At 70.9% G+C, this 23,683-nt stretch carries 27 protein-coding genes; 15 read left to right on the forward strand and 12 right to left on the reverse strand.

Annotated elements, in window-relative coordinates; genetic code table 11:
- Positions 1-157 precede the first annotated feature (157 nt).
- Positions 158-1,621, forward strand: a complete 1,464-nt coding sequence (locus AC0OLQ_RS23520) for an RNA-guided endonuclease InsQ/TnpB family protein (protein ID WP_484528066.1) — start codon at positions 158-160, stop codon at positions 1,619-1,621.
- On the opposite strand, the gene AC0OLQ_RS23525 is transcribed toward AC0OLQ_RS23520, so the two are convergent.
- A complete protein-coding gene (locus AC0OLQ_RS23525; protein ID WP_484528067.1) occupies positions 1,600-2,367 on the reverse strand; it encodes a hypothetical protein in 768 nt (255 codons plus the stop codon). The genes AC0OLQ_RS23520 and AC0OLQ_RS23525 overlap by 22 nt on opposite strands.
- A gap of 213 nt (positions 2,368-2,580) precedes the next feature.
- Here AC0OLQ_RS23525 and AC0OLQ_RS23530 point away from each other — a divergent pair, with 213 nt between their 5' ends.
- Genes AC0OLQ_RS23530 through AC0OLQ_RS23540 form a run of 3 tightly spaced genes read left to right on the forward strand, consistent with a single transcriptional unit; the run spans position 2,581 to position 4,280 of the window.
- A complete protein-coding gene (locus AC0OLQ_RS23530; RefSeq protein WP_484528068.1) occupies positions 2,581-3,594 on the forward strand; it encodes an RNA polymerase subunit sigma-70 in 1,014 nt (337 codons plus the stop codon).
- Between the two features lie 5 nt (positions 3,595-3,599).
- The gene (locus AC0OLQ_RS23535; RefSeq protein ID WP_484528069.1) at positions 3,600-3,812 is read left to right on the forward strand and encodes a hypothetical protein; all 213 of its coding nucleotides are present in this window, start codon (positions 3,600-3,602) and stop codon (positions 3,810-3,812) included.
- Between the two features lie 12 nt (positions 3,813-3,824).
- Positions 3,825-4,280 (forward strand): DUF6069 family protein, encoded by a 456-nt coding sequence (locus tag AC0OLQ_RS23540; RefSeq protein WP_484528070.1) that lies wholly within the window; start codon positions 3,825-3,827, stop codon positions 4,278-4,280.
- A gap of 95 nt (positions 4,281-4,375) precedes the next feature.
- On the opposite strand, the gene coaD is transcribed toward AC0OLQ_RS23540, so the two are convergent.
- Together coaD and AC0OLQ_RS23550 are read right to left on the reverse strand one after the other, a co-directional pair.
- The gene (gene coaD, locus AC0OLQ_RS23545; RefSeq protein WP_484528071.1) at positions 4,376-4,801 is read right to left on the reverse strand and encodes a pantetheine-phosphate adenylyltransferase; all 426 of its coding nucleotides are present in this window, start codon (positions 4,799-4,801) and stop codon (positions 4,376-4,378) included.
- 56 nt (positions 4,802-4,857) lie between these two features.
- On the reverse strand, positions 4,858-5,145 hold the full coding sequence (locus tag AC0OLQ_RS23550; RefSeq protein WP_484528072.1) for a DUF6817 domain-containing protein: 288 nt from the start codon (positions 5,143-5,145) through the stop codon (positions 4,858-4,860).
- Positions 5,146-5,560: 415 nt separating this feature from the next.
- Here AC0OLQ_RS23550 and AC0OLQ_RS23555 point away from each other — a divergent pair, with 415 nt between their 5' ends.
- Positions 5,561-6,010 carry an SRPBCC family protein gene (locus tag AC0OLQ_RS23555; RefSeq protein ID WP_484528073.1) on the forward strand — a complete coding sequence of 150 codons (450 nt, stop codon included), beginning with the start codon at positions 5,561-5,563 and terminating at the stop codon, positions 6,008-6,010.
- Between the two features lie 337 nt (positions 6,011-6,347).
- Here AC0OLQ_RS23555 and AC0OLQ_RS23560 read toward each other — a convergent pair whose 3' ends face one another.
- The 6 genes from AC0OLQ_RS23560 to AC0OLQ_RS23585 form a co-directional block, all read right to left on the reverse strand.
- The gene (locus AC0OLQ_RS23560) at positions 6,348-6,635 is read right to left on the reverse strand and encodes a DUF2277 domain-containing protein (RefSeq protein ID WP_484528074.1); all 288 of its coding nucleotides are present in this window, start codon (positions 6,633-6,635) and stop codon (positions 6,348-6,350) included.
- Positions 6,636-6,716: 81 nt separating this feature from the next.
- Positions 6,717-7,970 (reverse strand): MFS transporter, encoded by a 1,254-nt coding sequence (locus tag AC0OLQ_RS23565; RefSeq protein WP_484528075.1) that lies wholly within the window; start codon positions 7,968-7,970, stop codon positions 6,717-6,719.
- Positions 7,970-9,385: an FAD-dependent oxidoreductase gene (locus AC0OLQ_RS23570; protein WP_484528076.1), complete on the reverse strand. Its 1,416-nt coding sequence runs from the start codon at positions 9,383-9,385 to the stop codon at positions 7,970-7,972. The genes AC0OLQ_RS23565 and AC0OLQ_RS23570 overlap by 1 nt, the downstream gene beginning before the upstream one ends.
- A 76-nt stretch (positions 9,386-9,461) precedes the next feature.
- Positions 9,462-9,956, reverse strand: coding sequence for a GNAT family N-acetyltransferase (locus AC0OLQ_RS23575; protein ID WP_484528077.1), 495 nt, complete (start codon positions 9,954-9,956; stop codon positions 9,462-9,464).
- Positions 9,956-10,282, reverse strand: coding sequence for an ArsR/SmtB family transcription factor (locus tag AC0OLQ_RS23580; RefSeq protein ID WP_484528078.1), 327 nt, complete (start codon positions 10,280-10,282; stop codon positions 9,956-9,958). The genes AC0OLQ_RS23575 and AC0OLQ_RS23580 overlap by 1 nt, the downstream gene beginning before the upstream one ends.
- A gap of 42 nt (positions 10,283-10,324) precedes the next feature.
- Entirely contained in the window at positions 10,325-11,539 is a 1,215-nt protein-coding gene (locus tag AC0OLQ_RS23585; RefSeq protein WP_484528079.1) for a M28 family metallopeptidase, read from the reverse strand.
- 18 nt (positions 11,540-11,557) lie between these two features.
- On the opposite strand from AC0OLQ_RS23585, the gene AC0OLQ_RS23590 reads away from it, so the two are divergent.
- Positions 11,558-11,809 (forward strand): hypothetical protein, encoded by a 252-nt coding sequence (locus tag AC0OLQ_RS23590; protein WP_484528080.1) that lies wholly within the window; start codon positions 11,558-11,560, stop codon positions 11,807-11,809.
- On the opposite strand, the gene AC0OLQ_RS23595 is transcribed toward AC0OLQ_RS23590, so the two are convergent.
- Positions 11,796-11,945 carry a hypothetical protein gene (locus tag AC0OLQ_RS23595; RefSeq protein ID WP_484528081.1) on the reverse strand — a complete coding sequence of 50 codons (150 nt, stop codon included), beginning with the start codon at positions 11,943-11,945 and terminating at the stop codon, positions 11,796-11,798. The two genes, AC0OLQ_RS23590 and AC0OLQ_RS23595, sit on opposite strands and share 14 nt — an antisense overlap.
- 89 nt (positions 11,946-12,034) lie before the next feature.
- Between AC0OLQ_RS23595 and AC0OLQ_RS23600 the strand changes: the two genes are divergently transcribed.
- Positions 12,035-12,418 (forward strand): ArsR/SmtB family transcription factor, encoded by a 384-nt coding sequence (locus AC0OLQ_RS23600; RefSeq protein ID WP_484528082.1) that lies wholly within the window; start codon positions 12,035-12,037, stop codon positions 12,416-12,418.
- 305 nt (positions 12,419-12,723) lie between these two features.
- On the opposite strand, the gene AC0OLQ_RS23605 is transcribed toward AC0OLQ_RS23600, so the two are convergent.
- On the reverse strand, positions 12,724-13,605 hold the full coding sequence (locus AC0OLQ_RS23605; RefSeq protein ID WP_484528083.1) for a LysR family transcriptional regulator: 882 nt from the start codon (positions 13,603-13,605) through the stop codon (positions 12,724-12,726).
- 116 nt (positions 13,606-13,721) lie between these two features.
- On the opposite strand from AC0OLQ_RS23605, the gene kdgD reads away from it, so the two are divergent.
- The 8 genes from kdgD to AC0OLQ_RS23645 are packed head-to-tail and all read left to right on the forward strand — an operon-like array spanning position 13,722 to position 22,184.
- Positions 13,722-14,636, forward strand: coding sequence for a 5-dehydro-4-deoxyglucarate dehydratase (gene kdgD / locus AC0OLQ_RS23610; protein WP_484528084.1), 915 nt, complete (start codon positions 13,722-13,724; stop codon positions 14,634-14,636).
- A gap of 3 nt (positions 14,637-14,639) precedes the next feature.
- Positions 14,640-16,253: an aldehyde dehydrogenase (NADP(+)) gene (locus tag AC0OLQ_RS23615; protein ID WP_484528085.1), complete on the forward strand. Its 1,614-nt coding sequence runs from the start codon at positions 14,640-14,642 to the stop codon at positions 16,251-16,253.
- A 44-nt stretch (positions 16,254-16,297) separates the two neighbouring features.
- Positions 16,298-17,653 (forward strand): glucarate dehydratase, encoded by a 1,356-nt coding sequence (gene gudD, locus AC0OLQ_RS23620; RefSeq protein ID WP_484528086.1) that lies wholly within the window; start codon positions 16,298-16,300, stop codon positions 17,651-17,653.
- Between the two features lie 38 nt (positions 17,654-17,691).
- Positions 17,692-18,708 (forward strand): tripartite tricarboxylate transporter substrate binding protein, encoded by a 1,017-nt coding sequence (locus AC0OLQ_RS23625; RefSeq protein ID WP_484528087.1) that lies wholly within the window; start codon positions 17,692-17,694, stop codon positions 18,706-18,708.
- Entirely contained in the window at positions 18,705-19,241 is a 537-nt protein-coding gene (locus AC0OLQ_RS23630) for a tripartite tricarboxylate transporter TctB family protein (protein ID WP_484528088.1), read from the forward strand. The genes AC0OLQ_RS23625 and AC0OLQ_RS23630 overlap by 4 nt, the downstream gene beginning before the upstream one ends.
- 42 nt (positions 19,242-19,283) lie before the next feature.
- Complete coding sequence (locus tag AC0OLQ_RS23635; RefSeq protein WP_484528089.1) at positions 19,284-20,798, forward strand: tripartite tricarboxylate transporter permease; 1,515 nt, start codon at positions 19,284-19,286, stop codon at positions 20,796-20,798.
- Between the two features lie 33 nt (positions 20,799-20,831).
- The gene (locus AC0OLQ_RS23640; RefSeq protein WP_484528090.1) at positions 20,832-21,224 is read left to right on the forward strand and encodes a universal stress protein; all 393 of its coding nucleotides are present in this window, start codon (positions 20,832-20,834) and stop codon (positions 21,222-21,224) included.
- A 36-nt stretch (positions 21,225-21,260) separates the two neighbouring features.
- A complete protein-coding gene (locus AC0OLQ_RS23645; RefSeq protein ID WP_484528091.1) occupies positions 21,261-22,184 on the forward strand; it encodes an AEC family transporter in 924 nt (307 codons plus the stop codon).
- A 554-nt stretch (positions 22,185-22,738) separates the two neighbouring features.
- On the opposite strand, the gene AC0OLQ_RS23650 is transcribed toward AC0OLQ_RS23645, so the two are convergent.
- Entirely contained in the window at positions 22,739-23,434 is a 696-nt protein-coding gene (locus AC0OLQ_RS23650) for a L,D-transpeptidase family protein (RefSeq protein ID WP_484528092.1), read from the reverse strand.
- Positions 23,435-23,683: the final 249 nt, after the last annotated feature.

Here is a 23,683-nt window from a genome sequence, read left to right on the forward strand (position 1 = left end):
GCTGGGCTGGAGGTCGAGGGCCGGACCGGAGAAGACCTGAGCAGGATCTGTGGGGTTCGGACCGACATAAAAGTACTCCAGGTTGCAGTTGCAGTTGCCCTGTCCGCCCACACCCACTCGCCGGTTTTGTCGGTGGTGTGTGGCATGGTGTGCTGCCGTGGCCCGTTTCACCACGTTCCGGTTTTGTCTGAATCCGACCGGCGAGCAGGAGATTGTGCTGGGTCGGCATGCGGGTGCGGCCCGGTTCGGCTACAACCAGTGCCTGCGGCTGGTCAAGGACGCTTTGGACGGCAAGCGCGGTGGGACGGTCGGCGAGGTGCCGTGGTCGGGCTTCGACCTGATCAACGCGTTCAACGGGTGGAAACGGTCGGGTGACGCGGGCCGGGTGATGGTCGCCGCCGGTGACGGGACCGTCACGGTGCAGGTGACTGGTCTGGCATGGCGGGGCGAGGTGTGTCAGCAGGTCTTTGAAGAAGCCGCGGTCGGTCTCGGCCGCGGCTTGTCCGCGTACACGGCATCGGGCACCGGCCACCGGCGGGGTCGGCGGGTCGGTTTTCCGAGGTTCAAGTCGAAGAAACGCGCACCGCTGTCGTTTCGCATCCGCAGCAGGACCTCTGCCGCAGGCCGGGCGGGTATCCGGGTCGGTGAGCACGCGCCGCGGACCGTGACCCTGCCTGGCATCGGCACCCTGGCGGTACGGCAGGACACCCGCCGGCTGCGGCGCATGCTGGCCAAGGGGCGGGCGAAGGTGGTGTCCGCGACGGTCAGCCACCGGGCCGGCCGGTGGGCGGTGTCACTGACCTGCGAAGCCGCCGACCTGCACGATGCCCGCCGCCACGAGCCGAACACCAGCGCCGCAGGGTGGGTGGGTGTCGACCGGGGCCTGTCGACGTTCGTCGCCGCAGCGCTCGCCGACGGCACGCAGGTCCTGCGGGTCGACGGCTGGCCACGGCCCGCCCGGGCCGCGCTGGCGCGCCGGCGCCGCCTGTCCCGGAAGGTCACCCGCAAACAGCGCGGCTCCAACAACCGTGCCAAGGCCGCGGCCCGGCTAGGCCGCCACCACGCCCGGGTGGCCGCGATCCGGCGCCGTTTCCTGCACCAGGTCTCCAACCAGCTGGTCAATACCCACGACCGGCTCGCCATCGAGACCCTCACCATCACCGGCATGCTCGGCAACCGGCGCCTGGCGTCGGCGGTCGCCGACGCGGCATGGGGCGAACTGGCCCGCCAACTGGCCTACAAGCAGCAGTGGCGCGCCGGCCAACTGGCCCTGGTCGACCGCTGGTACCCGTCGACGAAGACCTGCTCCGCATGCCGGACCGTGGCCCCCGCGATGCCTCTGCACCAGCGCACGTACACCTGCCAGGTGTGCGGGTATCAGGCCGATCGGGACCACAACGCCGCAGTCAACCTCGCTGTCTGGGCCGAGCAGCACCACGCCCAGGTCCGGGACCTCCCCGCAGGGGGCCCGGTCACCAACGCCGGCCGAGGGGAAGGCTCTGGCCCGCGCACACGCGCGGGCGAAACCAGCCCCGACGACGCAGGAACCGCACCCACCCCACCCGGGGCCAGGCGCGGACGCCCGAGAAGGGCGCTGTCTCACAACTCCACCGAGTTATGAAACAGGCCGTAGCCGCCGTCCCGGTCGGGCAACTCGGCGAGAAGCCGTTGGTACTCCGCCTGGCTGCCGATGGTGGCCCGGTGTTCGGGGTGACGGACGTAGTGCAGGATCGCAGCGGCGAGGAACCCGGCGTCGACGTTGTCCGTGCGCAGTGCGTTCCGGCTCCACGGCACGCCACGCCGTTGCACAAGCTGAGGCTTCGCGAAGGCCATCCGAAGCCGCGAGGGGCGGTCGACACCCGGGGGCATCCGAGCGGCCGGTAGGGCCTCCCACGGCACAGTGAGCGAGCCGAGGACCCAGCTCTGCCGTATGCCGTGAGGACGTAGTTGCACCTCGTGGCCCCGCCAAGCCTCGACAAGCAGCAGCGCGACCAGCACGAGCCAGGGGATACCAAGAACCAAGTCGAACGTCGACACAATGTCCGCCCTGGTCGAGCGCACCAATGCGCCGATGCTGGCCGAGGCAGGCCCGAGGAAGCCCAGGGCAAAGAACACCTTCCATGCCGGCGCCGGCGTGGCGAAGGCCGGCGTCTGCGGCAGCACCACGAAGTAGGCCGGACGGAACCCCATGCTCACGATCGCCAGAGCCAGGACCGCCAAGGCAAGGAAGACAAGCGGGAAGAACAGGACCTCTCCCAAGGAGGGCGCGAACCCGACGGCAACACTGTTCACGCTCGCGATCAGCAGACCAAGCATCAAGACGACGTAGCGGTGGCGCACCGTGGCAGCGAGAACATTGCCGATCATGGACGTGACCATACGAGCCAGCGGTTGCATGACTGGTTGGCCGATCGGTCAACGCTGACCGATCGAATCGTCGATCACGGGCCGCACCGCGCGTCGCGCTCCCGCACCGGATCGGTCACTGGATCAGCCATGCCGACCGACCGGAGTGATGAGTTGTCGCGCCCGCACCCGTCACACGTAAGACGGGACACGACGAGGCGGAAGGGTGACGTGATGAGTGCGTACACGCGGCTGGAGGAGCTGCGCGAGAGCGGGCTGGGCGTGAGCGGGCTGGGCGAGGCCGACGAGCTTGCGTTCTCGGGGCTGGCGGAGCGGCATCGGCGGGAGCTGCACGTGCACTGCTACCGGATGCTCGGGTCGTTCGAGGACGCCGAGGACACCGTGCAGGAGACGTTCCTCCGTGCCTGGCGGCGGCGGGAGACCTTCGAGGGGCGGTCGACGTTCCGGGCCTGGCTGTACCGGATCGCCACCAACGCCTGCCTGGACCTGCTCGCCAAGTGCCGCCCGGAGCCTGCTACCGGCGGTGAGGTGCTGTGGCTGCAGCCCTACCCGGACCGGCTGCTCGACGAGCTGCCCGCGGGCGACGCGGACGAGCCGGAGACCGTCGCCATCGCGCGGGAGACGATCGAGCTGGCGTACCTCGTCGCAGTTCAGCACCTCGCGGCGCGCCCGCGGGCCGTGCTGATCCTGCGGGACGTGCTCGGCTGGCGGGCGAAGGACGTCGCAGAGCTCCTCGGCGACTCCGTGAACTCCGTGAACAGCGCGCTGCAGCGCGCCCGCGCCGGCATGCGGGAGCACCTGCCCGCCGAGCGGCAAGACTGGACGGGCGGGAAGGAGGACGCCGGGACGCGCGAGCTGGTGCGCCGCTTCACTGACGCCAGCCTCGCCACCGACATCGATGGGGTCGCCGCACTGCTGCGGGACGACGTCCGCTGCTCGATGCCGCCCACGCCGGGCTTGTACGTCGGCCGCGACGCGGTGGTGAACGACTGGGCCGAGAGCGGCTTCGAGGACTTGGAGGGCCTGCGCGCCGTCCCCACCTTCGTGAACCGGCAGCCCGCCGTGGCCTTCTACCTGTGGCGGGAGGGAGAGCGCGCATTCTTGCCGCTGACGATCGACGTCCTGCGCGTCACCGGCGGGGCGATCACCGAGATCGTCATCTTCCACGACGACCAGTTCCCGCGGCTCGGGCTGCCGGAGCGCCTGCCGGCGGACGGCACGGAGTAGTCCCGGTGCGGACGCTCGCGCTGCGCGCTGGCGAGCGTTCGGCGGTGGTCGCGGCGGAGTGGCGTGATGCGTTCGGCGTGGTCACCCGCGGGCGGGTGCAGTTGGAGCTGCGCGACGGCCAGTCCGGGGCGGTCCTCGGACGCGACGCCGGGTTCCCCGCAGAGGGCCAGGGCCGTCACATGCCGGTCAACACATCCCGTACGCCAGTTACCGAATGATGGAGGAACGACATGAACAGCGTGAACGACAGCGGGGTCGTCTCGGGCCCGGCATCGGGCCAGTCCAGCCATGCCCACCGACTCCGCGGGCTTGCCGTCACCGGCTTCATTGCCACGCTCGCAGCGATGGTGGCCACCACCTTCGCCGCTGCGCTTGCCCAGGTCGTTGGCGTCGATTTCGAGGTCCCCGATGGTGGCGAGACGATCCCGTTGTCCGGGTTCGCCGTGGTGACCGGCTTCTTCTCGGTCGTGGGCATCGTCATTGCCGTCGCTCTTCTCCGTTGGAGCGCTCGCCCCGCCCAGCGATTCGTGTGGACGGCAGTGTCGCTCACCGCGATCTCGTTGGTCCCGCCCCTTCTCTGCGGGGCAGACACCGCCACCATCACCGCCCTCCTCGGGCTACACCTCGTCCCTGCGACGGTGATGATCCCCACCCTGACGTGGAGCCTCCGCACCCGGACCGATTGACGATCCCGCAACGGGAGTTGAGGAGTTCTTCGACGTGGGCCACAGCCGAGCGTTGCCGTGGCAGCGTCGCCGGGAAGCCAGCCGGCTTGGGCAGCCTACGGCTGCGTGGACGAAGGCCTCTTCCCCAGCGCGCGCACCGCAGTCGAAGACACCGCAGCCAGTTCGGGCTGGGCAGGCAGAAATACCGTGGGGACACCCAGCGACTGGTTCATCGCGGCGAGTTGGTACTCGGTCCGAAGGTCCGTGGTGTTACGCACACCGCGGACGATCACTCCTACTTCATGGCGACGGCAGTAGGTGGAGGTCAACCCGCTCCACGCCGTAACGGTGACGGAGGTCCATTCGACCGGCAGAACGGCCCGAACGGCGGCCGCTCGCTCCTCTTCGTCGGTGCCCGGATGCTTGCTGCTGTTGACCGCGACGAGCACGACCACTTCGTCGAAGAGGTCGCGTGCCCGCTTCACCACATTCAAATGCCCTGGAGTGAAGGGATCAAAGCTGCCGGGGTAGACGGCTCGCACCCGTACGCGACCGGGGGTGCGTGCTATCGAACGTGGCCCTGCCGATGGTTCGAGTGTCACGGCTGCAAGACCCGCTGCGCATCGCGGATGACCTGCTCAGAGGCCAGTGGGGCCCAAGAGGCGAACAGTTCCCGGAGGTAGGTACCGTGCCGGTCCGCCACCGCAGGATCGTGCTCGATGACGGCGTGGGTAAGGCCTGCGGCTTGCACTTCACTGCTGCAGCCGAGCACTGCGAGTCGTTCGCTGACTCGACATAGGTGGGCGCACAGGTTGCCCCCGGGATGCGCGATCTGCTCGGCTCCATGCCGGCGGAGCCAGACCCGCACGCCTTTGTCGGTGCTCATGGCCCGACTGTAGGTATCGGCTGTCGGATTCGCTGGCCCCTGGGTGTGGGCAATATGTCACAGCGCCGTGGATACGACTGGCACTCGCCTGGCTGACGATCGGCAACCCCAGCACCTCAACGCCACCTGGTTTCGGTGTTGCGCGTGGCACGAGCATGAGGACGGCCACCGTTGATCATCGATGACTTGTGAGGACAACCGAAGATCGTGCGGTGGCGTGGGCCAGGGCGTAGGCCCCGCCGGGTGGCGGGTCATCCCGAACGAGGCCGTGACGCGTGTCGCGCGCCGAATCGTGCGGGCGGAGCCGCGCCGGACCGCCGTGGATCGCCTGGCGGAGCGGGAGTCCCAACCGGCCCTCGTTCGCCTCCGCCCAGACAGGGAAGGCCTGCGGCGCGGCCGCAGGCGAGGAGACGTGATGATCGAGGTCTGCCGAACCATCCGCACCCCGCCCGAGCGGATCTTCGCTGTGCTTGCGGATGGGTGGAGCTACGCAAGCTGGGTCGTCGGCGCCGCCCACATACGTGCAGTCGACGACGGCTGGCCCGCAGTGGGTACCCGAGTCCATCACCGGGTGGGCCCATGGCCGCTGCAGATTGAAGACCAGACAGTGGTACGCGAGATGGAGCCGGACCGACTACTGGAACTCGACGCGCACGCCGGGCCGCTCGGGATCGCTCGTGTCCGCCTGACATTGGAGCCGGTCTCGGCCACCGTCACCCGCGTGCGGATGGGCTGGAGGGCGGCCGCAGGGGTCGCCCGCTTCGTCTCGGAGATCGTGCTGTCGCTGATGCTGCGCCCGCGTAACTCGGAGACACTGCACCGTGTGGAGGACATCGCCATACACCGACAGCTCCCTGCACCGTAGGTGAGGCCGCTGTACCCAATCACCGCCCTGGCTGGCTTTGACTGCGCGCGGCCGTCGAAGAGCTCCCGGCGAGGCGAGCCCTCAGGGCATAGCGGACGCCGCCCGGTCAGCCGGTGAAGGATTCGGGGCCGGTTGGGGGTCGCCGAGAAGAGTGCCGAGTCGTGCTTATAGCCGAGCCGGTCAGCTGCCGGCTCGGGAGCGATGTCCGGTGCCAATGTTCTCGGCAGTTGAGAACATCGCCGGCTGGCCAGCGCATTGTTGACTCCTTCGGAACCGCCGAACGAGTCCACCGAGCAGGAAGGCTCGACCAAAGCGTGGCCCGTGAGATCGGAGCCCGTCAGCCCGAGGCGGCCGGTCGAAGCCCGTACCTTTCGGCCGTGCGCGCCTTGGCCTTGGCGGCCTCCACCTCGCGGTCGCGAGGAGGCGCCTTCGTCACGAGGCTGTCTACGAGGGTCCGGGTGGCCGCCGTGATAGCGCGGACTGCCTCGCTGAACGCCTCCTCGTTGGCCGCTGACGGCCGTGTCGCGCCGCTGACCTTGCGCACGTACTGGAGGGCGGCGGCTTCGATCTCGTCGTCGGTCGCGGGCGGTTCGAAGTTGTGGAGCACGCGTATGTTCCTGCACATGCCTCTACCATGCCAGGCCGGGCCGACACGGTAGCTGGGCTACCAGCAGCGCCGGCATTGATCCGCGGGCTCCTGGCGCGGTCAGCCGGGCTTGTCGTGCTCGCCCCGGTCGGTCCTGCTCTGCCCCACGGAGCGCATACCGATGGCGGCCAGAAGGCATGCGGTGGTGACGGCGGTAAGCAGTAGGTGGTAGCCGCCGTGCGGTAAGAGCGTGGCCGCAAGCAGGGGCGTGGCGGCTTTGGCGGTGGTCACGGGGGCGGTGAGTCGTCCGGCGATGGTGGCGTAGGCGGTGGTGCCGTAGCGGTCGGCGAGGAGAGCTGGGGTGGCGAGGCTGGCGATGCCGAAGCCGAGTCCGAATCCGGTGACGGTGATGACGGCGCCCACCCGGCTGCCTGCGGTGAAGGGCATGGCGAGGACAGCGACCGCCTGGATGGCGAAGACGGTGGCCACGATGGTGGTGACCGGGAGGCGGCGACGGGCGCCGGTGAGGACGAGTCGTCCGGTGACGGACAGGACGCCGAGCAGGCCGGCGACGGTGGCGGCGAAGGTCGCCGGGTGGTTGCGGCTGGTGAGGTAGCCGACGAGGTGGACGCCGATGGTGCTGGTGGCGGCGCCGTGCGCGATGAGGGCGGCGGCGAGGATCCAGAACCCGGGATCGCGCATCGCGGCGCCGGCCGCGGTTCGCTGCAGGGTGTGGTCAGATCGCGCCGCAGGGGTGGCTGATGTGAAGTGCGGCGGTGTGCGGATGGTGAAGGCGTGCAGGGGGATGGTCACCGTGCCGTGGATGGCGGCAAGGGTGAGTAGCGCGTCGCGCCAGCCGAGGTGCGCGACCAGCATGCCGGTGAGGGGCATGAAGATGGTGCTGGCGAACCCGGCGACCACGGTGACCGCGAGCAGTGCGGCGGGGCGTCGGGCGGGGGTGAACCAGGAGATGATGATGGCGAATGCGGGTTCGTAGAGGACCATCGCGCCGGTGATGCCGATGCCGATCATGACGGCGTAGAGCTGCCCGATGGTCTGGACCTGGGACCAGGCGATCAGGAGTGCGGTGGCGGTGATCGAGCCGGCGGTCATGAGGGCTCGTCCGCCGCGCCGGTCGAGCCACCTGCCGACCGGGATGGCCATCAGCGCGCCGGCGAGGACGCTGGCGGTCAGCGCTCCGGTGACCGTTGTGGTGGACGCGTCGAGGCTGGCGGCCATCGGGCCGAGCAGGACCGCGTAGGCGTAGTAGAGGGTGCCGTAGCCGATGGTGGAGGTGATGGCGAGGGCGGCGACGATGCGCCACCCGTGGCGCCCGCCGACCGTCGTGTCGGCGGGCACCACGGTGGTGGTCATCAGCCGGCGCAGCAGCCGCCGGTCTGGCCGCTGATCGGGGTGTCGAGGCTGATGAGGTTCAGCGGGGCGGACAGCAGGCCGCCGGAGATGCCGGTGGCCAGACCCTTGCCGGCCGGCTGGGCTGCCGGGGCGGGGCCGCAGCAGCTGTCGGTGCCGGTGGAGTCGGCAGGGTTGCTGTTGCAGACCCCGGTTTCGGGCAGGTCGAGCTGGACGTCACGGGCGGCGTTCCAGTCGCCCGCGAGTGCGGCGACGACGGAGCGGACCTGCTCGTAGCCGGTGGCCATGAGGAAGGTCGGCGCGCGGCCGTAGCTCTTCGTGCCGACGGCGTAGTAGCCGGCCTCGGGGTGGGCGAGTTCGGCGGCGCCGTGCGGGGGCACGGTGCCGCAGGAGTGTTCGTTCGGGTCGATCAGCGGGGCGAGGGCCCGGGTGACGCCCATGATCGGGTCGAGGTCCAGACGCAGCTCGGCGGCGATGGAGTGGTCCGGGCGGAAGCCGGTGGCGGCGACGATCCGGTCGACCACAATCTGCTCGTCGCTGCCGTCGGCGTGCCGGACGACCACGGCGACCCGGCCGTCGGTCGGGGTGAGCGCGTGGACGGAGAAGCCGGTGAGCAGCCGGATGCGGCCGGCGTCGACGTGCTCGTGCAGCCGGGAGCCGAGCGCGCCGCGGGCGGGCAGCGCGTCGGCGTCTCCGCCGCCGTAGGTGCGGGCCGGGCTGGCCGAGCGGATCGCCCAGGTCACCTCGGTGCCCGGCTCGGTGGCGGCCAGCTCGGCCAGGGAGAGCAGGGTGTTGGCGGCGGAGTGGCCGGCGCCGACGACGAGGGTGTGCCGGCCGGCGAAGCGGTCCCGGTCCGCGCCGAGCACGTCTGGCAGTGCGTGCTCGAGGAACGCGGCCATGTTCTTCTCGCCGCGGGCGGGCAGGCCGGATGCGCCGAGGACGTTGGGGGTGCCCCAGGTGCCGGACGCGTCGATGACCGCCCGGGCGAGCAGCTCGTCACCGTCGGCGAGGCGGACCAGGAAGGGTGCCTGCTCACGACCGGCGCTGCGAAGCCGGTCCAGGCCGAGGCGGCTGATCGCCTCCACCCGTGCGCCGTACCGAAGGTGCGGCTTGAGCTGCGGCAGCTCCGCGAGGGGCTGGAGATAGTCGGCGACCAGCTCCGCGCCGGTGGGCAGGGCGTCGTCGGCCGGGGCGACCCAGCCGGCGTCGTCGAGCAGCCGGCGGGCGGCCGGGTCGACGTTGTACCGCCACGGGGAGAAGACCCGCACGTGCCCCCACTGCCGCACCGCCGCGGCGGCGGTGTCACCGGCCTCCAGGACAAGGAAGGGCAGGCCACGGTCGTGCAGGTGGGCGGCGGCGGCCAGACCCACCGGGCCCGCGCCGATCACCACGACGGGCAGCTCGTCCAGGACGCTCATCGGAAAACTCCTCTGGGTAGAGAAATGTCGAATCAAGAAGGTGCAGTTGTGTTGGGGCAGGCGGAGCCGAAGGGGCTCAGATCACGGGGCTGCGGCGCTCGAGCAGGACGACGTCGCGCCACCGGCCGTGGTGCCGGCCGACCCGTTCCCGGGTACCGATGACGCGGAACCCGGCCCGCTGGTGCAATGCGAGACTGGCGGTGTTCTCCGGGAAGACGCCGGACTGGATGGTCCAGATGCCGGCGGCCTCGGTGGAGGCGATGAGGGCGTCCAGCAGCAGTCGGGCCACTCCTCGGCCCTGGGCGGCGGGGTCGACGTAGACCGAGTGCTCGACCACGCCGGCATAGACGTCCCGGCTCGACGTCGGCGACACCGCCACCCATCCGATCACGATGTCGTCCGCATCGACGGCCACGAGGCGGTGGTCAGGCAGCTTGATCTCGTCGAATGCCGTCCAGGTCGGTGCGGTGGTCTCGAAGCTGGCGTCGCCGCCGTCGAGGCCGGCCTGGTAGATGGCAAGGACACGATCGGCTTCGTCCGAGGTCATCGGGCGGACGGTGATGTCGGCCATCAGCAGGCTCCGATCGGGTTGGGGGCCGGGCGGCCCATGACGACGTCGGCGGCCGACGGGAAGCAGCCCACGCAGGCGTCGTTGATGCGGTAGTGGCGGGCGGTGCCGACCGGCTCGACGAGTACGAACCGCACCTCGGTGAGGATCTTCAAGTGTTGGGAGACGGTGGACTGGGCGAGGCCGACTGCGGCGACGATCTCCCCCACGCTCATCGGCCGGGCGTGCCGGGCCAGGTACTCGACGATCTGCACGCGGGTCGGGTCCGCGAGCGCCCGGAACCACGAGGCGTAGGTCTGCGCGGTGTCCCGGTCAAGGAGGTCGCCCACCACCACTCCTTCTATCGTCTATCGCCGATTGACGATGGAAGCCTAGCAGGTGCCGTCCCGGCGAGGTGGGCGGTGGCGACGACGAGGGCGGGCGATCGCGGCCAGGGCCGCGGGGTCGACCTTGTCGGGGGTGTCGGCGGGACTGTGGTAGCCGCCCATCCCGGCCCCGATGCCGACCGCGGCGAGGCCCGCTCCCCCGTAGCGGCGGTTGTCCGACGCCACCGGGCCCGCCGCCAGGAGGACGGCGGTGTGCCGGCCGGCCTGGTCGAGAAGCGCCAAAAGGCGGTGCGCGGGGCCGCCGGCCTCGACCGTTGCCGCCCCGTCCAGGCGGCCGTCGCCGTCGACGTTAATGACCAGCGGTGCGGCACCCTCGGCGCGGAGTTGGATGGCGTGGTGAGCGGAGCCGAGCGCCCCGACCTCCTCGCCGTCGAGCAGCGCAACGGACAACCCCACACCTGCGGGGAGTCCGGCGGCGAGGATGCGGGCGGCTTCGAGGACCACGGCGACACCGGCGGCGTTGTCCGAGGCTGCGGGCAGGCGCAGCCCCGGGTGGTCGCCGACGCCGTCGTAGTGGGCGGTCAACAGCACGTCGACGGCCCCGGCGGCGGGCTGTCGGAGTCGGGCGTGGATGTTCGTGCCGGTGACGTCGTCGCGGCGAAGCGGCGTGGCCCCGTCCAGCCAGCCGTCGCCCGCGGCCGCGGCGACGAGGACGACGTGGTGGGTGTCCGGGTCGAGGGTCAGCACCGGCAGCGGCCCGGGATCCGGCCCGGCGAGCATGGTGAACTGCCAGCCCTCGGCGTCAACCGGACGACGGATCAACAGTCCGGCCGCGCCGTGGGTGTCGCGGTAGGCGTCGAACAGGCTCATCTCGGCCGGCACGACGAGCCATCGCCCGGCCGGGTCGTCCGTGCCGGCGAGTCCGAGCGGGCCGCGGGTGGTGTCGGCGGCGTCGGCGGAGGCGGGGTGGATCGCGACCTGCCGGCCGAACACCAGCTGCTGCGAGCCGTTCCGGTCGCCCCAGGTGACCGCCGGCGCCTCGTACACCTGCGGCACCGCGCGGACCGGAAAGTCCTCGGTGCGCACCTCACCGTCAAGGGCGGTGAACTGGTCGACGAGCCAGGCGCGGGCCGCCGCGCCGCCGGGCGAGCCGACGCGTCGACCTGCCAGGGGGTCGGAGGCGAGGGCGGCGATGGTGGCGGTCATCCGGTCGGCGCTGACCTGATCGAGCAGGCCTGCGAGGTCGGTGCGGGTGGTCATGAGCTGCATCCCTGTCCGGTGACGATCGCCTCGGTCTTGGCCTGGGTCCCGCAGCACGTCGGCCTGCTGTGCGGCCTGCCCGGTGCCGCAGCAGGGGTCGCTGCTCGCGGTTTCACCGGCCGGCGGGAGGATCGCGCCGACGCCCTGGGCAGGACTGCCGCAGCAGGCGCCGGAGCCGGTGACCTGCAGGGCGGCGGCGGGGTCGCCGGCGAAGCCGCCGACGTGGGGCTGTTCTCCGACATGTCGAGTCCTCTCCTCAGCGGGGGCTGATCAGCGGGTAGACGGTGGTGCGGGTGCGGTCGTAGCGGCGCTCGGCCCGCTGGGCGGCGGTGGACACCTGGGCGCAGGACTCGCAGAACCGGACACCGGACAGCGACTTGGGTCCGCGGCGCGGAAAGCCGAACATGGGGAGCCTCATTTCCCCGGGACGCCCTGTCTTGACGTCCGTCTAACCAGAGACTTGCACGCTGATTAGAGAGATGTCAACCTAGAGGCATGTCAAAGCAGCAGGCGCCCCTCCCCCTCGTCGACCTCAGCGCCGACACGCCGTGCTGCCCCCCACTGGCGCAGCGCCGGGTCCCGGCCGAGACGGCCGCTGCGCTCGCGCCCGCGTTCAAGGCCCTCGGCGACCCGGTACGGCTGCAGCTGATGTCGATGATCGCTTCCGCCGAGGACGGCGAGGCGTGCGTGTGCGACCTGACGCCGGCGTTCGACCTGACCGGGCCGACGATCTCGCACCACCTCAAGACGCTGCGCGAGGCAGGCCTGGTGGACGCCGAGCGGCGGGGCACCTGGGTCTACTACCGGGCCCGGCCGCAGATCCTGCGCCAGCTCGCCGGCCTGCTGTCGATCGAGCCGGCAGCCGCGGCGCAGCGGTAGACCACCGCCGCATCGCGCGGCGCCTTGTCCTCTCGCGCAGCCATCCCGTCAATTCCGACCTGCGATGTCGGGCCGCCGTAGAGCGGCCGCCCGCCGGCGTCCCTGCCGTTCGAGGCGAGGACGGCGGCTTGCCTGCGGGGCGAGTGTGGCCATGACGTGCGCGGCGTCGCGGCCAACGCCGCGCAGGGTGTTCGCGGCCTCCTGGTTGATGCGCCTCGGATTCCTGCTCAACCTGCCATCTGGTGCCTAGCCCGTCGTGCGCCCGAGCTCTCCGCGGCGGCCTGGTCCCGCGGCCAGCCAGCTGACTACGTCGTCACCTTGGCTAGGAGTGCGGTCAGTGCAGGGTTCTGGTGGGCGGCGCGCCACACACAGTGCAGCTTCACAGTGCCCTCGTCCATGTCCCTGACGTCGAGGAATGCGAGGTTCTCCAGGCGCAGCACCGATGCCGACCGGGGCACCAGGGCCACGCCGAGATTGGCGTTGACCACGGACAACAGGGTGTGCACCTGGCTGATGTGCTGGACGTACCGGGGGGCGACCCCCGCCTGGTGGAAGGCCGCGACCACTAGTTCGTAGAAGTACCAGGCCTCCGACGGTGAGTAGGTCACCACGTCGTGCTCGGCGATGTCGGCCAGTTCTGGTGGACGGCCGAGGCGGGTCAGCGGGTGGTTACTGGGTGCGGCGAGCACCAGCGACTCGGTGTGCACCAGGCGGGACGCCAGCAGGTCGGACCGGGGCACCTCGCGGACCAGCCCGATCTCTATCTCGTCGGCCAGGATCGCGTCGAGTTGCGCCCGGGTCACCATCTCGGTGAGCACCAGGTCGACGCCGGGCAGGTGCTCGGCCGCCGCGGCGATCCAGCGCCCCAGCACTGTCAGGGCCGACACCGCAGTGAAGCCGATCCGGATGGATCCGGCCGTCCCGTCGGCGACCCGTCGCGCGGTCAGTGGGGCGGTGGCGGCGAGGGCGAGCAGCCGCCGGGCCTCGTCGAGGAACACCCGGCCGGCGGGCGTGAGTGCGACGCCGGTGGAGGTGCGCTCGAAAAGCACCAGGTTGATGCTGCGCTCCAGTCGCTGTATCTGACGGCTGAGCGGGGGCTGCGTCATCTGGAGCCGCAACGCCGCCCGGCCGACGTGACCCTCCTCCGCGACAGCCACGAAACCCCGCAGTTGATCAAGCGTGAACATCGCACCTCCAGGGGAGATGCCGAAAAGGTATCAGGTTATGCCCAACGTGTGTTGGACGGGTATAAGCAGAGGTGGTTAACCTCGCGCTCACCTACTCGAAACAGGAGTTGAGCGTAATGGCGCGTTACACCCCCACGGAGCTTCAGCGCGCGTTGGGGAGCGGGTTGCTGTCCTTCCCGGTGACCCACTTCACTGACGAGCTGCAGTTCGACGAGGCGGCGTACCGCGAGAATCTGGCCTGGCTCTCCTCGTATCCGGCGGCGGGTCTGTTCGCCGCCGGCGGCACCGGCGAGTTCTTCTCTCTGACCTCCGAGGAGGTCGGCCGGGTGGTCCGTGCGGCGGTCGAGGCCAGCGACGGTGCCATGCCGATCCTCGGACCGGCGGGCTACGGCACAGCGCAGGCCGTCGAGATGGCCCGCGACGCCGAGCGGGCCGGCGCCGATGGGATCCTGCTGTTCCCGCCGTACCTGACCGAGGCGAGCCAGGACGGCCTCGCCGCCCACGTCCGGGCGGTCTGCGCGGCCACCTCGCTCGGTGTGATTGTCTACCACCGCGCCAACGGCGCGTTCCGCGTGCCGACCGTCGAGAAGCTCGTCCGCGACTGCCCGAACCTGATTGGCTTCAAGGACGGGGTCGGCGACATCGAGCTGATGACCCGCCTGTACGCGAGGGTGGGCGACCGCCTGCTCTACATCGGCGGCCTGCCCACTGCGGAGACGTTCGCCCTGCCCTACCTCGAACTCGGGGTCACCACGTACTCCTCGGCGATCTTCAACTTCGCCCCCGAGTTCGCCCTGGACTTCTACACCGCCGTGCGGGCGCAGGACCGTTCCGGCGTCTACACCCGGCTCAACGAGTTCGTACTGCCCTACCTGGAGATCAGGAACCGCAAGGCCGGCTACGCGGTGTCCATCGTCAAGGCCGGCATGCGGGCCGTCGGCCGCCCGGCGGGCCCGGTCCGCCCGCCGCTGACCGACCTCACCGCCGACGAGCTGGCCACGCTCACCAGCCTCGTCGGGAAGGTGAGCTGACTCATGCCCAGCACCGATGCCACCCGGGTCGACGCCGCCCTGACCGGCGCCATGCTGATCGGCGGCAGCTCCCTACACGGCGGCGCAGGCGAGGTACGGGCGGTGGACCCACGCACCGGCAACCAGCTCGAACCGTCGTACGGGCTTGGCGGCCCGTACGAGGTGGACCGCGCCGCGGAACTCGCCTGGGCCGCGTTCGACGGCTATCGCCACACCGACCTGCCGACCCGGGCCGCCTTCCTGGAGACCATCGCCGCCAACATCGAAGCCCTCGGCGACGCCCTGATCGAGCGGGTGCAGGCCGAAACGGGCATTCCGGCGGCCAGGGTGCTGGGCGAACGCGCCCGCACCTGCAACCAGCTCCGCCTGTTCGCCTCGGTCGTCCGCGAGGGCAGCTGGCTCGGCGTGCGGATCGACCCGGCCCAGCCCGAGCGCACCCCGCTGCCGCGCCCGGACCTCCGCCAGCGCCGCATCCCGCTGGGGCCGGTGGCGGTCTTCGGTGCGAGCAACTTCCCGCTGGCGTTCTCGGTGGCCGGCGGCGACACGGCATCGGCGCTGGCCGCCGGCGCCCCCGTCGTGGTCAAGGCGCACGAGGCCCACCCCGGCACCTCCGAGCTGGTCGGACGGGCGATCCAGGCCGCGGTACGCCGGCACGGCCTGCCCGAGGGCACCTTCTCGCTCCTGTTCGGCGACGGTCCCGGACTGGGCGCCGCACTGGTCCGCCATCCCCGGATCAAGGCGGTGGGCTTCACCGGGTCCCGGACGGCCGGGTCCGCGCTCGTCGCGGCGGCCGCCGCCCGTCCCGAGCCGATTCCCGTCTACGCGGAGATGTCCAGCGTCAACCCGGTGATCGTGCTGCCCGGCGCCCTCGCCGAGCAGGGCGCCGAGCTGGGCGCGGCGCTGATCGCGTCGGTCACCACCGGCGTCGGCCAGCTGTGCACGAGTCCGGGGCTGGTCTTCCTGCCCGACGGCGCCGGTTTCGACGAGTTCGTCACGGCGGCCGCCGACGCCGTCCGCACCTCCCCGGCGGCACCCATGCTCACCGCGGGCATCTGCGCCGCCTTCACCGCCGGTGTGGACCGGCTGGCCGCGACCGAGGGTGTGACCGCCCTGGCCCGGGGCACCGAGGACGCCGCGATCGCCTCCGCCGGGCGGGCCGGGATCTTCGTTACCGACGCCGCCACCTTCCTGGCCGACCCGGCACTGCATGAGGAGATTTTCGGCGCGGTGACGGTGGTGGTGCGGCTCACCGGCAGCGAGCAGCTGCGCGAGGTCGTCGAGCGGCTGGACGGGCAGTTGACCGTTTCCGTGCACGCCGCCCCCGGTGATTACGACGAGGCGCGGCGGCTGCTGCCCCGGCTCGAGCTCAAGGCCGGCCGGGTGCTGTTCAACGGTTGGCCGACCGGAGTCGAGGTGGGCCACGCCGTGGTGCACGGCGGCCCCTTCCCGGCCACGTCCGACTCCCGCACCACATCGGTCGGCACTCTGGCGATCGACCGGTTCCTCCGGCCGGTCAGCTACCAGAACATCCCCGCCGAGCTGCTGCCGGCCGCCCTCGCCGACGACAACCCGCTCGACCTGTGGCGGCGAGTCGACGGACGACTCGGACGGCGCTGACCGATGGCCCCCGCCGGACGAGCAACCACCAGGAGGTGTGAACCATGACAACCAGCACCCCGTCGCCGCGCAGCGGCTCACCGGTCGTGACCGAGATGCGCGTCGTGCCGGTCGCCGGTCACGACTCCATGCTGCTGAACCTCAGCGGCGCACACGGCCCGTTCTTCACCCGCAACATCGTGATCCTCACCGACACGACGGGCCGCCTCGGCGTCGGCGAGGTGCCCGGCGGGCCGGCCATCACCCAGACCCTGCAGGACGCCCGCGACCTCGTCGTCGGCCGCCCGATCGCACACCACCACGCCGTCCTGGACGCCGTCCGGCGCCGCTTCGCCGACCGCGACGCCACCGGGCGCGGCGTGCAGACGTTCGACCTGCGTACCACCATCCACGTGGTCACCGCGCTGGAGGCGGCGCTGCTGGACCTGCTCGGGCAGTACCTGGACGTCCCGGTGGCCGCCCTGCTCGGCGACGGCCAACAGCGCACGAGCGTGCCGACCCTGGGCTACCTGTTCTTCATCGGCGACCGCAACCGCACCGACCTGGCGTACCGGGGCGAGCCGGAGGCTGCCGACGACTGGCTGCGGCTGCGACACGAGGAGGCGCTGACCCCGGACGCGATCGTCGCCCTGGCCGAGGCGGCCCGGGCCCGCTACGGCTTCCGGGACTTCAAGCTCAAGGGCGGCGTCCTGCCCGGCCCCGTGGAGGTCGAGGCGGTCACGGCGCTGGCCGCCCGCTTCCCGGACGCCCGGATCACCCTCGACCCAAACGGCGGCTGGCTGCTCAGCGAGGCCGTCGACCTGTGCCGCGGCCTCGGTGACGTGCTCGCCTACGCCGAGGACCCGTGCGGCGCCGAAGGTGTCTTCTCGGCGCGCGAGGTGATGGCGGAGTTCCGCCGCGCCACCGGCCTGCGCACCGCCACCAACATGGTGGCCACCGACTGGCGCGAGCTGGGCCACGCGATACGCGCCCAGGCGGTCGACATCCCCCTGGCCGACCCCCACTTCTGGACCATGAACGGATCGGTGCGGGTCGCCCAGCTCTGCGAGGCGTGGGGGCTGACCTGGGGTTCCCACTCCAACAACCACTTCGACGTGTCGTTGGCGATGTTCACCCACGTCGCCGCCGCCGCGCCGGGGGACATCACCGCCATCGACACCCACTGGATCTGGCAGGACGGCCAGCGGCTCACGAAGAACCCGCTGACCATCGCCGACGGCGCCATCGAGGTCCCCACCGCGCCCGGCCTCGGCGTCGAACTCGACCTCGACCGGGTCGAGGCGGCGCACGAGCTGTACCTGAAGCACGGCCTCGGCGCCCGAGACGACGCGGTGGCCATGCAATACCTGATCCCGGGCTGGACCTTCCACCCCAAGCGTCCGTGCCTTGCCCGGGGCTGACCCCCACCACCCCCTGAGAAGCTCACCGAGGAGCCGACATGAAACCATCCGTCTGGTCCCGCACGACCTCCCGCCGGCGGCTGCTGGCCGGCTTCGCCGCGCTGGCCGTTCTGCCGGTGGCCGCCTGCTCCGGAGTGCAGGGCGGCAAAGACGCCGCGGGAAGCGATTACCCGACCCGCGCCGTGCAGTTCACCGTCCCGTTCGCGCCCGGTGGCAGCAGCGACCTCATCAGCCGCGCCGCCGCCAAGGCCGCGGAGAAGCCGCTCGGCCAGTCGGTCGTCATCACCAACAAGGCCGGCGCGAACGGTGCGGTCGGCGACAAGGAGGTGCTGGCCTCCGCCGCGGACGGCTACACCGTCGGCCTGGCGGTCAAGTCGCTGTTCGCCATCACGCCGCTCGCCGTCAAGGACCCGAGCGCCATCCAGGTCGACAGCATGGAGATCGTGGCGACGCTGACCCAGGAGGACTACGTCCTCGTCGTCAACGCGGCCTCGCCGTACAAGACCCTCGACGACCTGCTGAAGGCCCCGACCATCCGCTACGCCACCGCCGGCGTCGGCACCGGCGCCCAGCTGTCCCAGGCGCTGCTGTTCAAGGCCGCGAACGTGAAGGCCACGGACGTGCCGTTCGACGGTGGTGCGCCGGCCACGACCGCCCTGCTCGGCAACCAGGTGGAGGCGCTGTCCGCCTCCCTCGCCGAGACCATGGAGCAGATCAAGGGCGGCAAGCTGCGCCCGCTGGCCGTCTTCTCCGAGAAGCGGAGCACGTACCTTCCCGAGGTGCCCACCGCCAAGGAGAAGGGCTACGACGTCGTGGTGGACCAGCGGCGCTTCATCATCGCGCCGAAGGGCCTGCCGGCCGATGTCGCCAAGAAGCTCAACGACTCCTTCGCCGAGGCCCGCAAGGACGCGGCGTACGACAAGTTCCTCAAGGACAACTACATGGAGCGCTGGGAGGTCTCCGACGAGGAGGCCCGCCAGCACCTGAAGGACTCCGCCAAGCAGTACGCGGACCTGACGGCGAAGTTCCAGCTCGCCTTCGGTTCGGGCAAGTGACGGCAGAAGACAGCGGGACACCCGGTGAGCGTGCCGTCGTCGTCGACGGCACGCCGCCGGCGGCGGGGCCGTCCGAGGGGGAGATCCCCTCGGGCGGCCCGGGCCACGCGGCGCTGGCCGGCGCCATCCCCGTCCTGCTCGGCCTGGTCACCATGTGGCTGGCCCGGGACCTCGGCCTCGGCACGCTGACCGATCCCGGTCCCGGTCTGTGGCCGATGATCGTCGCGGTGCTGGTGCTGCTCGCGGGCGTCGCCATCCTGCTCCGAGCCCGTCAGGCGACGGACACCGAGGCGTTCACCCGGGGCGCCGTCGTGGTGGTCATCGCCGCCGCCAGCCTGGCGGCGTACGCGTTCCTGTTCGAGCTCGTCGGCTTCGAGATCCCCACCGTGCTCCTGCTGGTGCTCTGGCTGAAGTTCTTCGGCAACGAGAGCTGGCGCACCACCGCGGTCGTCTCGGTGGTGTCGACGGCGGCCGCGTACGCGCTGTTCATCACCGCGCTCAAGGTGCCGCTGCCCCACCTGATCATCATCTGACCGACTGGCTCACCGACCCTCAGGGCCGAGAGGAGATCCGCCATGGACCTAGCCCCCGTGCTGTCCGGGTTCGCGGTGGTGTTCGAACCACAGAACCTGCTGTACTGCCTGATCGGCGTGACCCTCGGCATGCTGGTGGGCGTCCTGCCAGGTCTCGGCCCGGCCGCCACCATCGCCATCCTGCTGCCGATCACCTACGGCATCGAACCCGCCGCGGCGGTCATCCTCCTCGCCGGCATCTTCTACGGCGCCCAGTACGGCGGGACGATCACCTCGGTCCTGCTGCGGCTGCCCGGGGAAGCCTCGTCCGTGGTCACCGCCATCGACGGTTACCAGATGGCCCGGCAGGGCCGAGCCGGCTCAGCCCTGGGCATCGCCGCGATCGGCTCCTTCATTGGCGGCACCGCCTCGATCATCCTGTTGACCCTCATCGCACCCTTCGTCGCCAGTTTCGCCCTGGAGTTCGGACCGGCCGAGTACACCGTCCTCGCCCTGATCGGCATCTTCCTGGTCGCCACCCTGGGCAACGGCACCCTGATCAAGAGCGTCGCCGCGGCCGGCGTGGGTCTCATCCTCGCCACCGTCGGGCTGGACCCGATCGTCGGCACGGCCCGGTTCACCTTCGGCAGCGACCAGCTGGCGGACGGGGTCGACTTCGTGATCGTCGCGATGGGGCTGTTCGGCGTCGGTGAGATCCTCTACAACCTGGAGCACCGGCTCCGGCCGCAGCCCGCCGTACTGTCGTTCGGGCGGGCCATCCCGACCCGCCTCGAGTGGCTGCGGTCCCGGCTGGCCATCCTGCGCGGATCGGTGGTCGGCTTCGTCCTCGGCGTGCTGCCCGGCGGCGGCGCCACGATGTCCTCGCTCGTCGCCTACGCCGTGGAGAAGCGCTCGGCCAAGGATCCGTCCCGGTTCGGCAAGGGCGCGATCGAAGGGGTGGCGGGCCCGGAGAGCGCCAACAACGCCGCCGCGACCTCGTCGTTCATTCCGTTGCTGACCCTCGGCATCCCGGCGAACGCGACCATGGCCGTGCTCTTCGGCGCGCTGCTGCTGCAGGGCATCCCGCCGGGGCCGCAGCTCATCGTCGACCACCCCGACGTGTTCTGGGGCGTGGTCAACTCCATGTACGTCGGGAACATCCTGCTGCTACTGCTCAGCATCCCGCTGATCGGGGTGTTCGTGCGGCTGCTCAAGGTCCGCGCGGCGATCCTCGCGCCGCTGACCGTGCTCATCACCATGATCGGCGTGTACAGCATCCGGAACAACGTCTTCGACATGTTTCTGGTCGTGGCGCTCGGCCTGGTCGGGTACGGGATGAAGAAGCTCGGCTTCGAGCCCGGCCCGTTCGTGCTCGCCTTCGTCCTCGGCGAGTTGTTGGAGTCGTCCTTCCGCCGGTCAATGCGCCTCTTCGGCGGCGACCTCACCGGCTTCGTCGAGCGGCCGGTGTCGGCCGTGCTGGTCGCCGTCTTCCTGCTGACCGTGGTCGTCGTGCCGCTGCTGCGCGCGGTCCGTGGCCGGCAGGCGGCGCGCGCCGAGCGCGAAATTGTCGGCGTCTGACCCCCGACCGTCCACCCTTTGGAAGGAAGAGAAATGGCAGTCCTGCTCGGCTACCTGCCCACTCCGCAAGGCGAGGCGGCCTTCGCCCGCGCCCTCCAGGAGGCCGCGCTGCGCTCGACCACGCTGGTGGTCGTCAACTCCGCCCGGACCGGCGCCCTCGTCGACCCGGCCCTGGCCGACGACGCCCAGCTGGCCCGGCTGCGCGCCGCCGCCGACGCCGCCGGGGTGCCGGTGGAGATCCGCCAGCCGGTCGCCGAGCACGGCGCCGCCGCGGACCAGCTCATCGACGCGTCGGCCGAGGAGGGCGTGGACCTGCTCGTGATCGGTCTGCGCCGCCGCTCGGCGGTCGGCAAGTTCGTGCTGGGCAGCAGCGCGCAGCGGGTGCTCATGGAGGCTCACACCCCGGTGCTCGCCGTCAAGGCATAGGTCGGCCGCCGGACCGGCGACCAGGAGAGAGACGACGTGCAGGGCGTCCTGACGGGTTTCGCCGTCATCATCACCGTCATCGCCGTCGGCTACACGCTCGGCCGTCGAGGAGTGCTGGGGCCGGAAGCGGCCACCGCGCTCTCCCGGGTCGCGTTCTTCGTGGCGACGCCGGCGCTGCTGTTCGAGACCGTGGCCCGGGCCGACGTCCACGCGGTCCTCTCGTCCGCCCTGGTCGTCACGGTGGCGAGCACCACCGCCGTGGCGACCCTGTTCGTGGTCGTCGCGAAGCTGTGCTGGCACCGCTCCGTGCCGGAGGCGACGATCGGCGCCCTGGCCTCCTCGTACGTCAACGCGGCGAACATCGGCATCCCGATCGCGGTCCACGTCCTCGGTGACGCCTCGTTCGTCGCGCCGACCCTGATGTTCCAACTGGTCGTGATGGCCCCACTAGCGTTCACCGTGCTCGAGCTGACCACGGCACGGCGCAAGCGGTCGCTGGTCACGGCGGTGATCCAGCCGCTCACGAACCCGGTCACCCTCGCCTGCGCTCTGGGCCTCGTGGTCAACCTGACCCGCTGGTCGCCACCGGAACCGGTCCTGCGACCGATCGAGCTCGTCGCGGCGATGGCGGTTCCCGCCACCCTGATTGCCTACGGCATCTCCCTGCACCGCGCGCCGGTGCCCGGCGCAGGAGACACCGGGCGCGACGTCCGGCTCGCCGTCTTCCTCAAGACGGTGGCCCAGCCCGCCATCGCCTACCTCATCGCCCGCTTCGCGATGGACCTGCCGCACCCCCTCGTGCTGGCCTGTACGGTCACCGCCGCGCTACCGACCGCGCAGAACGTCTTCGTCTACGCGATCCGGTACCGTTGCGGCGCGGTCCTCGCGCGCGACTCGGTGCTGCTGTCAACCGCGGCCGCGATACCCGTGCTGCTCGGCGTGGCGGTGCTCGGGAGTTGAGACCCGCCCGTCGGCCCTGGCGCCCGGCTCCCGCCGCCGACTACCCGAGCCGCCCGACCTTCCGCTCGATGGCGGCCCGCAGCTCCGGCCCGGCCAGCTACCGCACGGGCCGCTTCCATCAGCGGGGCGCGGAAGATTTCCTGCCCGGCTCCCCACGATCTCGCCCAGCGCCTCGAGGATTCAACCCTTCGTGTGTCTCGCCGAGCCGTTGCTCGTCCGGACTGCGCAGCGCCCGGAGCGACACCGTCCACGCCCCCGCGCGTCGTAGCCACCCAACGATCCCGACTCGCGCCCGCCGGCTTGGTTAGCCGACCGCGGCCATCCCACCGCTTTGGGATCGGGCAACTCGCTGTCGCCGAAGATCTCGTCGATCGCGAGCCCGAACAACTCGTCCTTGTTCTCGGCGTACCAGTAGATCGAGGTCGTGGTGGGGTCCCCGAGCGGCGGCCCATTTGGGGCCGCCCCCTGTCCGGCGACACCTGGCCGCAGCCGTTGCTACGGGTCTTGCTTTCTTTCCGCTGGCTCGGCTGCCGATCGCGGGGCCGTCCGGGCGGTCAGTAACGGTCGAGGTTCTGGCTGGGTGCCATCACGATGCGCGGAGAGGCGGCCGGATCCAGCCACTCCAGCACCCGGAGCAGGTTGGACTGTGCCAACGAGACGCAGCCGGCGGTACCGCCGCTCCCCGAGACGTGGAGGAAGATGCCGCTGCCGCGGGCCGGGGTGGCTGCCCTCACCGGGATGTTGTAGTTGATGACCGCGAAGTAGTTGTACTGCGGCACGGTCTGCCACAGCGCCTCGCTGTACCCGCCCGGGTCCGTGCCATGCACGAAGCTGTTGTACGTGGGCGAGCTGGGATTCTCGTCCCAGTAGTCGTTGGCCACGAGATGGTGGTAGCTGTATTTAACGCCAGGGTTGGCAAGCACGCCATACATGGTGGAGCCGATGCTGTAGACACCCGTGGGCGTCGTGGGGACGCCCTCCACATGGCTGTCGCTGAATCCCTTGGTGCCGATCCGCGCGCTCATCACCCCGAACTCCGGCCGCCACACGCCGTTCACCTTTTCGAACGTCTCGAGGGACGCGACGCTCGTACCGTAGCCGCTGCTGTAGACGACGATGAGCTGGCGGGTGCTGGCCGGAATAGTGTCTAGCCGCGAGGCGATGTTGCTCGATGCGGCCTGCGTCGCGGCCGTGCTGGTCGAGACGTGCGACGGCGACCGGCTGAGAGACGGCTTCGTGGGCAGGCTCACCGAAGTCGACGGGGACCGGCTCGCCGAAGGCGACGGGGACTGGCTTGCCGAAGGCGATGCGGAGGGACTTGCGGACTCAGTCGGTCCGGGAGCGCCGGTCACCGAGGTATCGACCGGAGCCGACCCGGCGTCCACCGCGCCGTTCCGGCCCGGATCTGCGCAGGACGTCAGTCCGAGCCCGCTAAGCAGCGCCACCGCGACGACACCGAACACAGCCCGCCTGAACGGCGTTCGCATTCCTACTCCTCA

The organism is Micromonospora sp. Utrum1 (assembly GCF_057197805.1).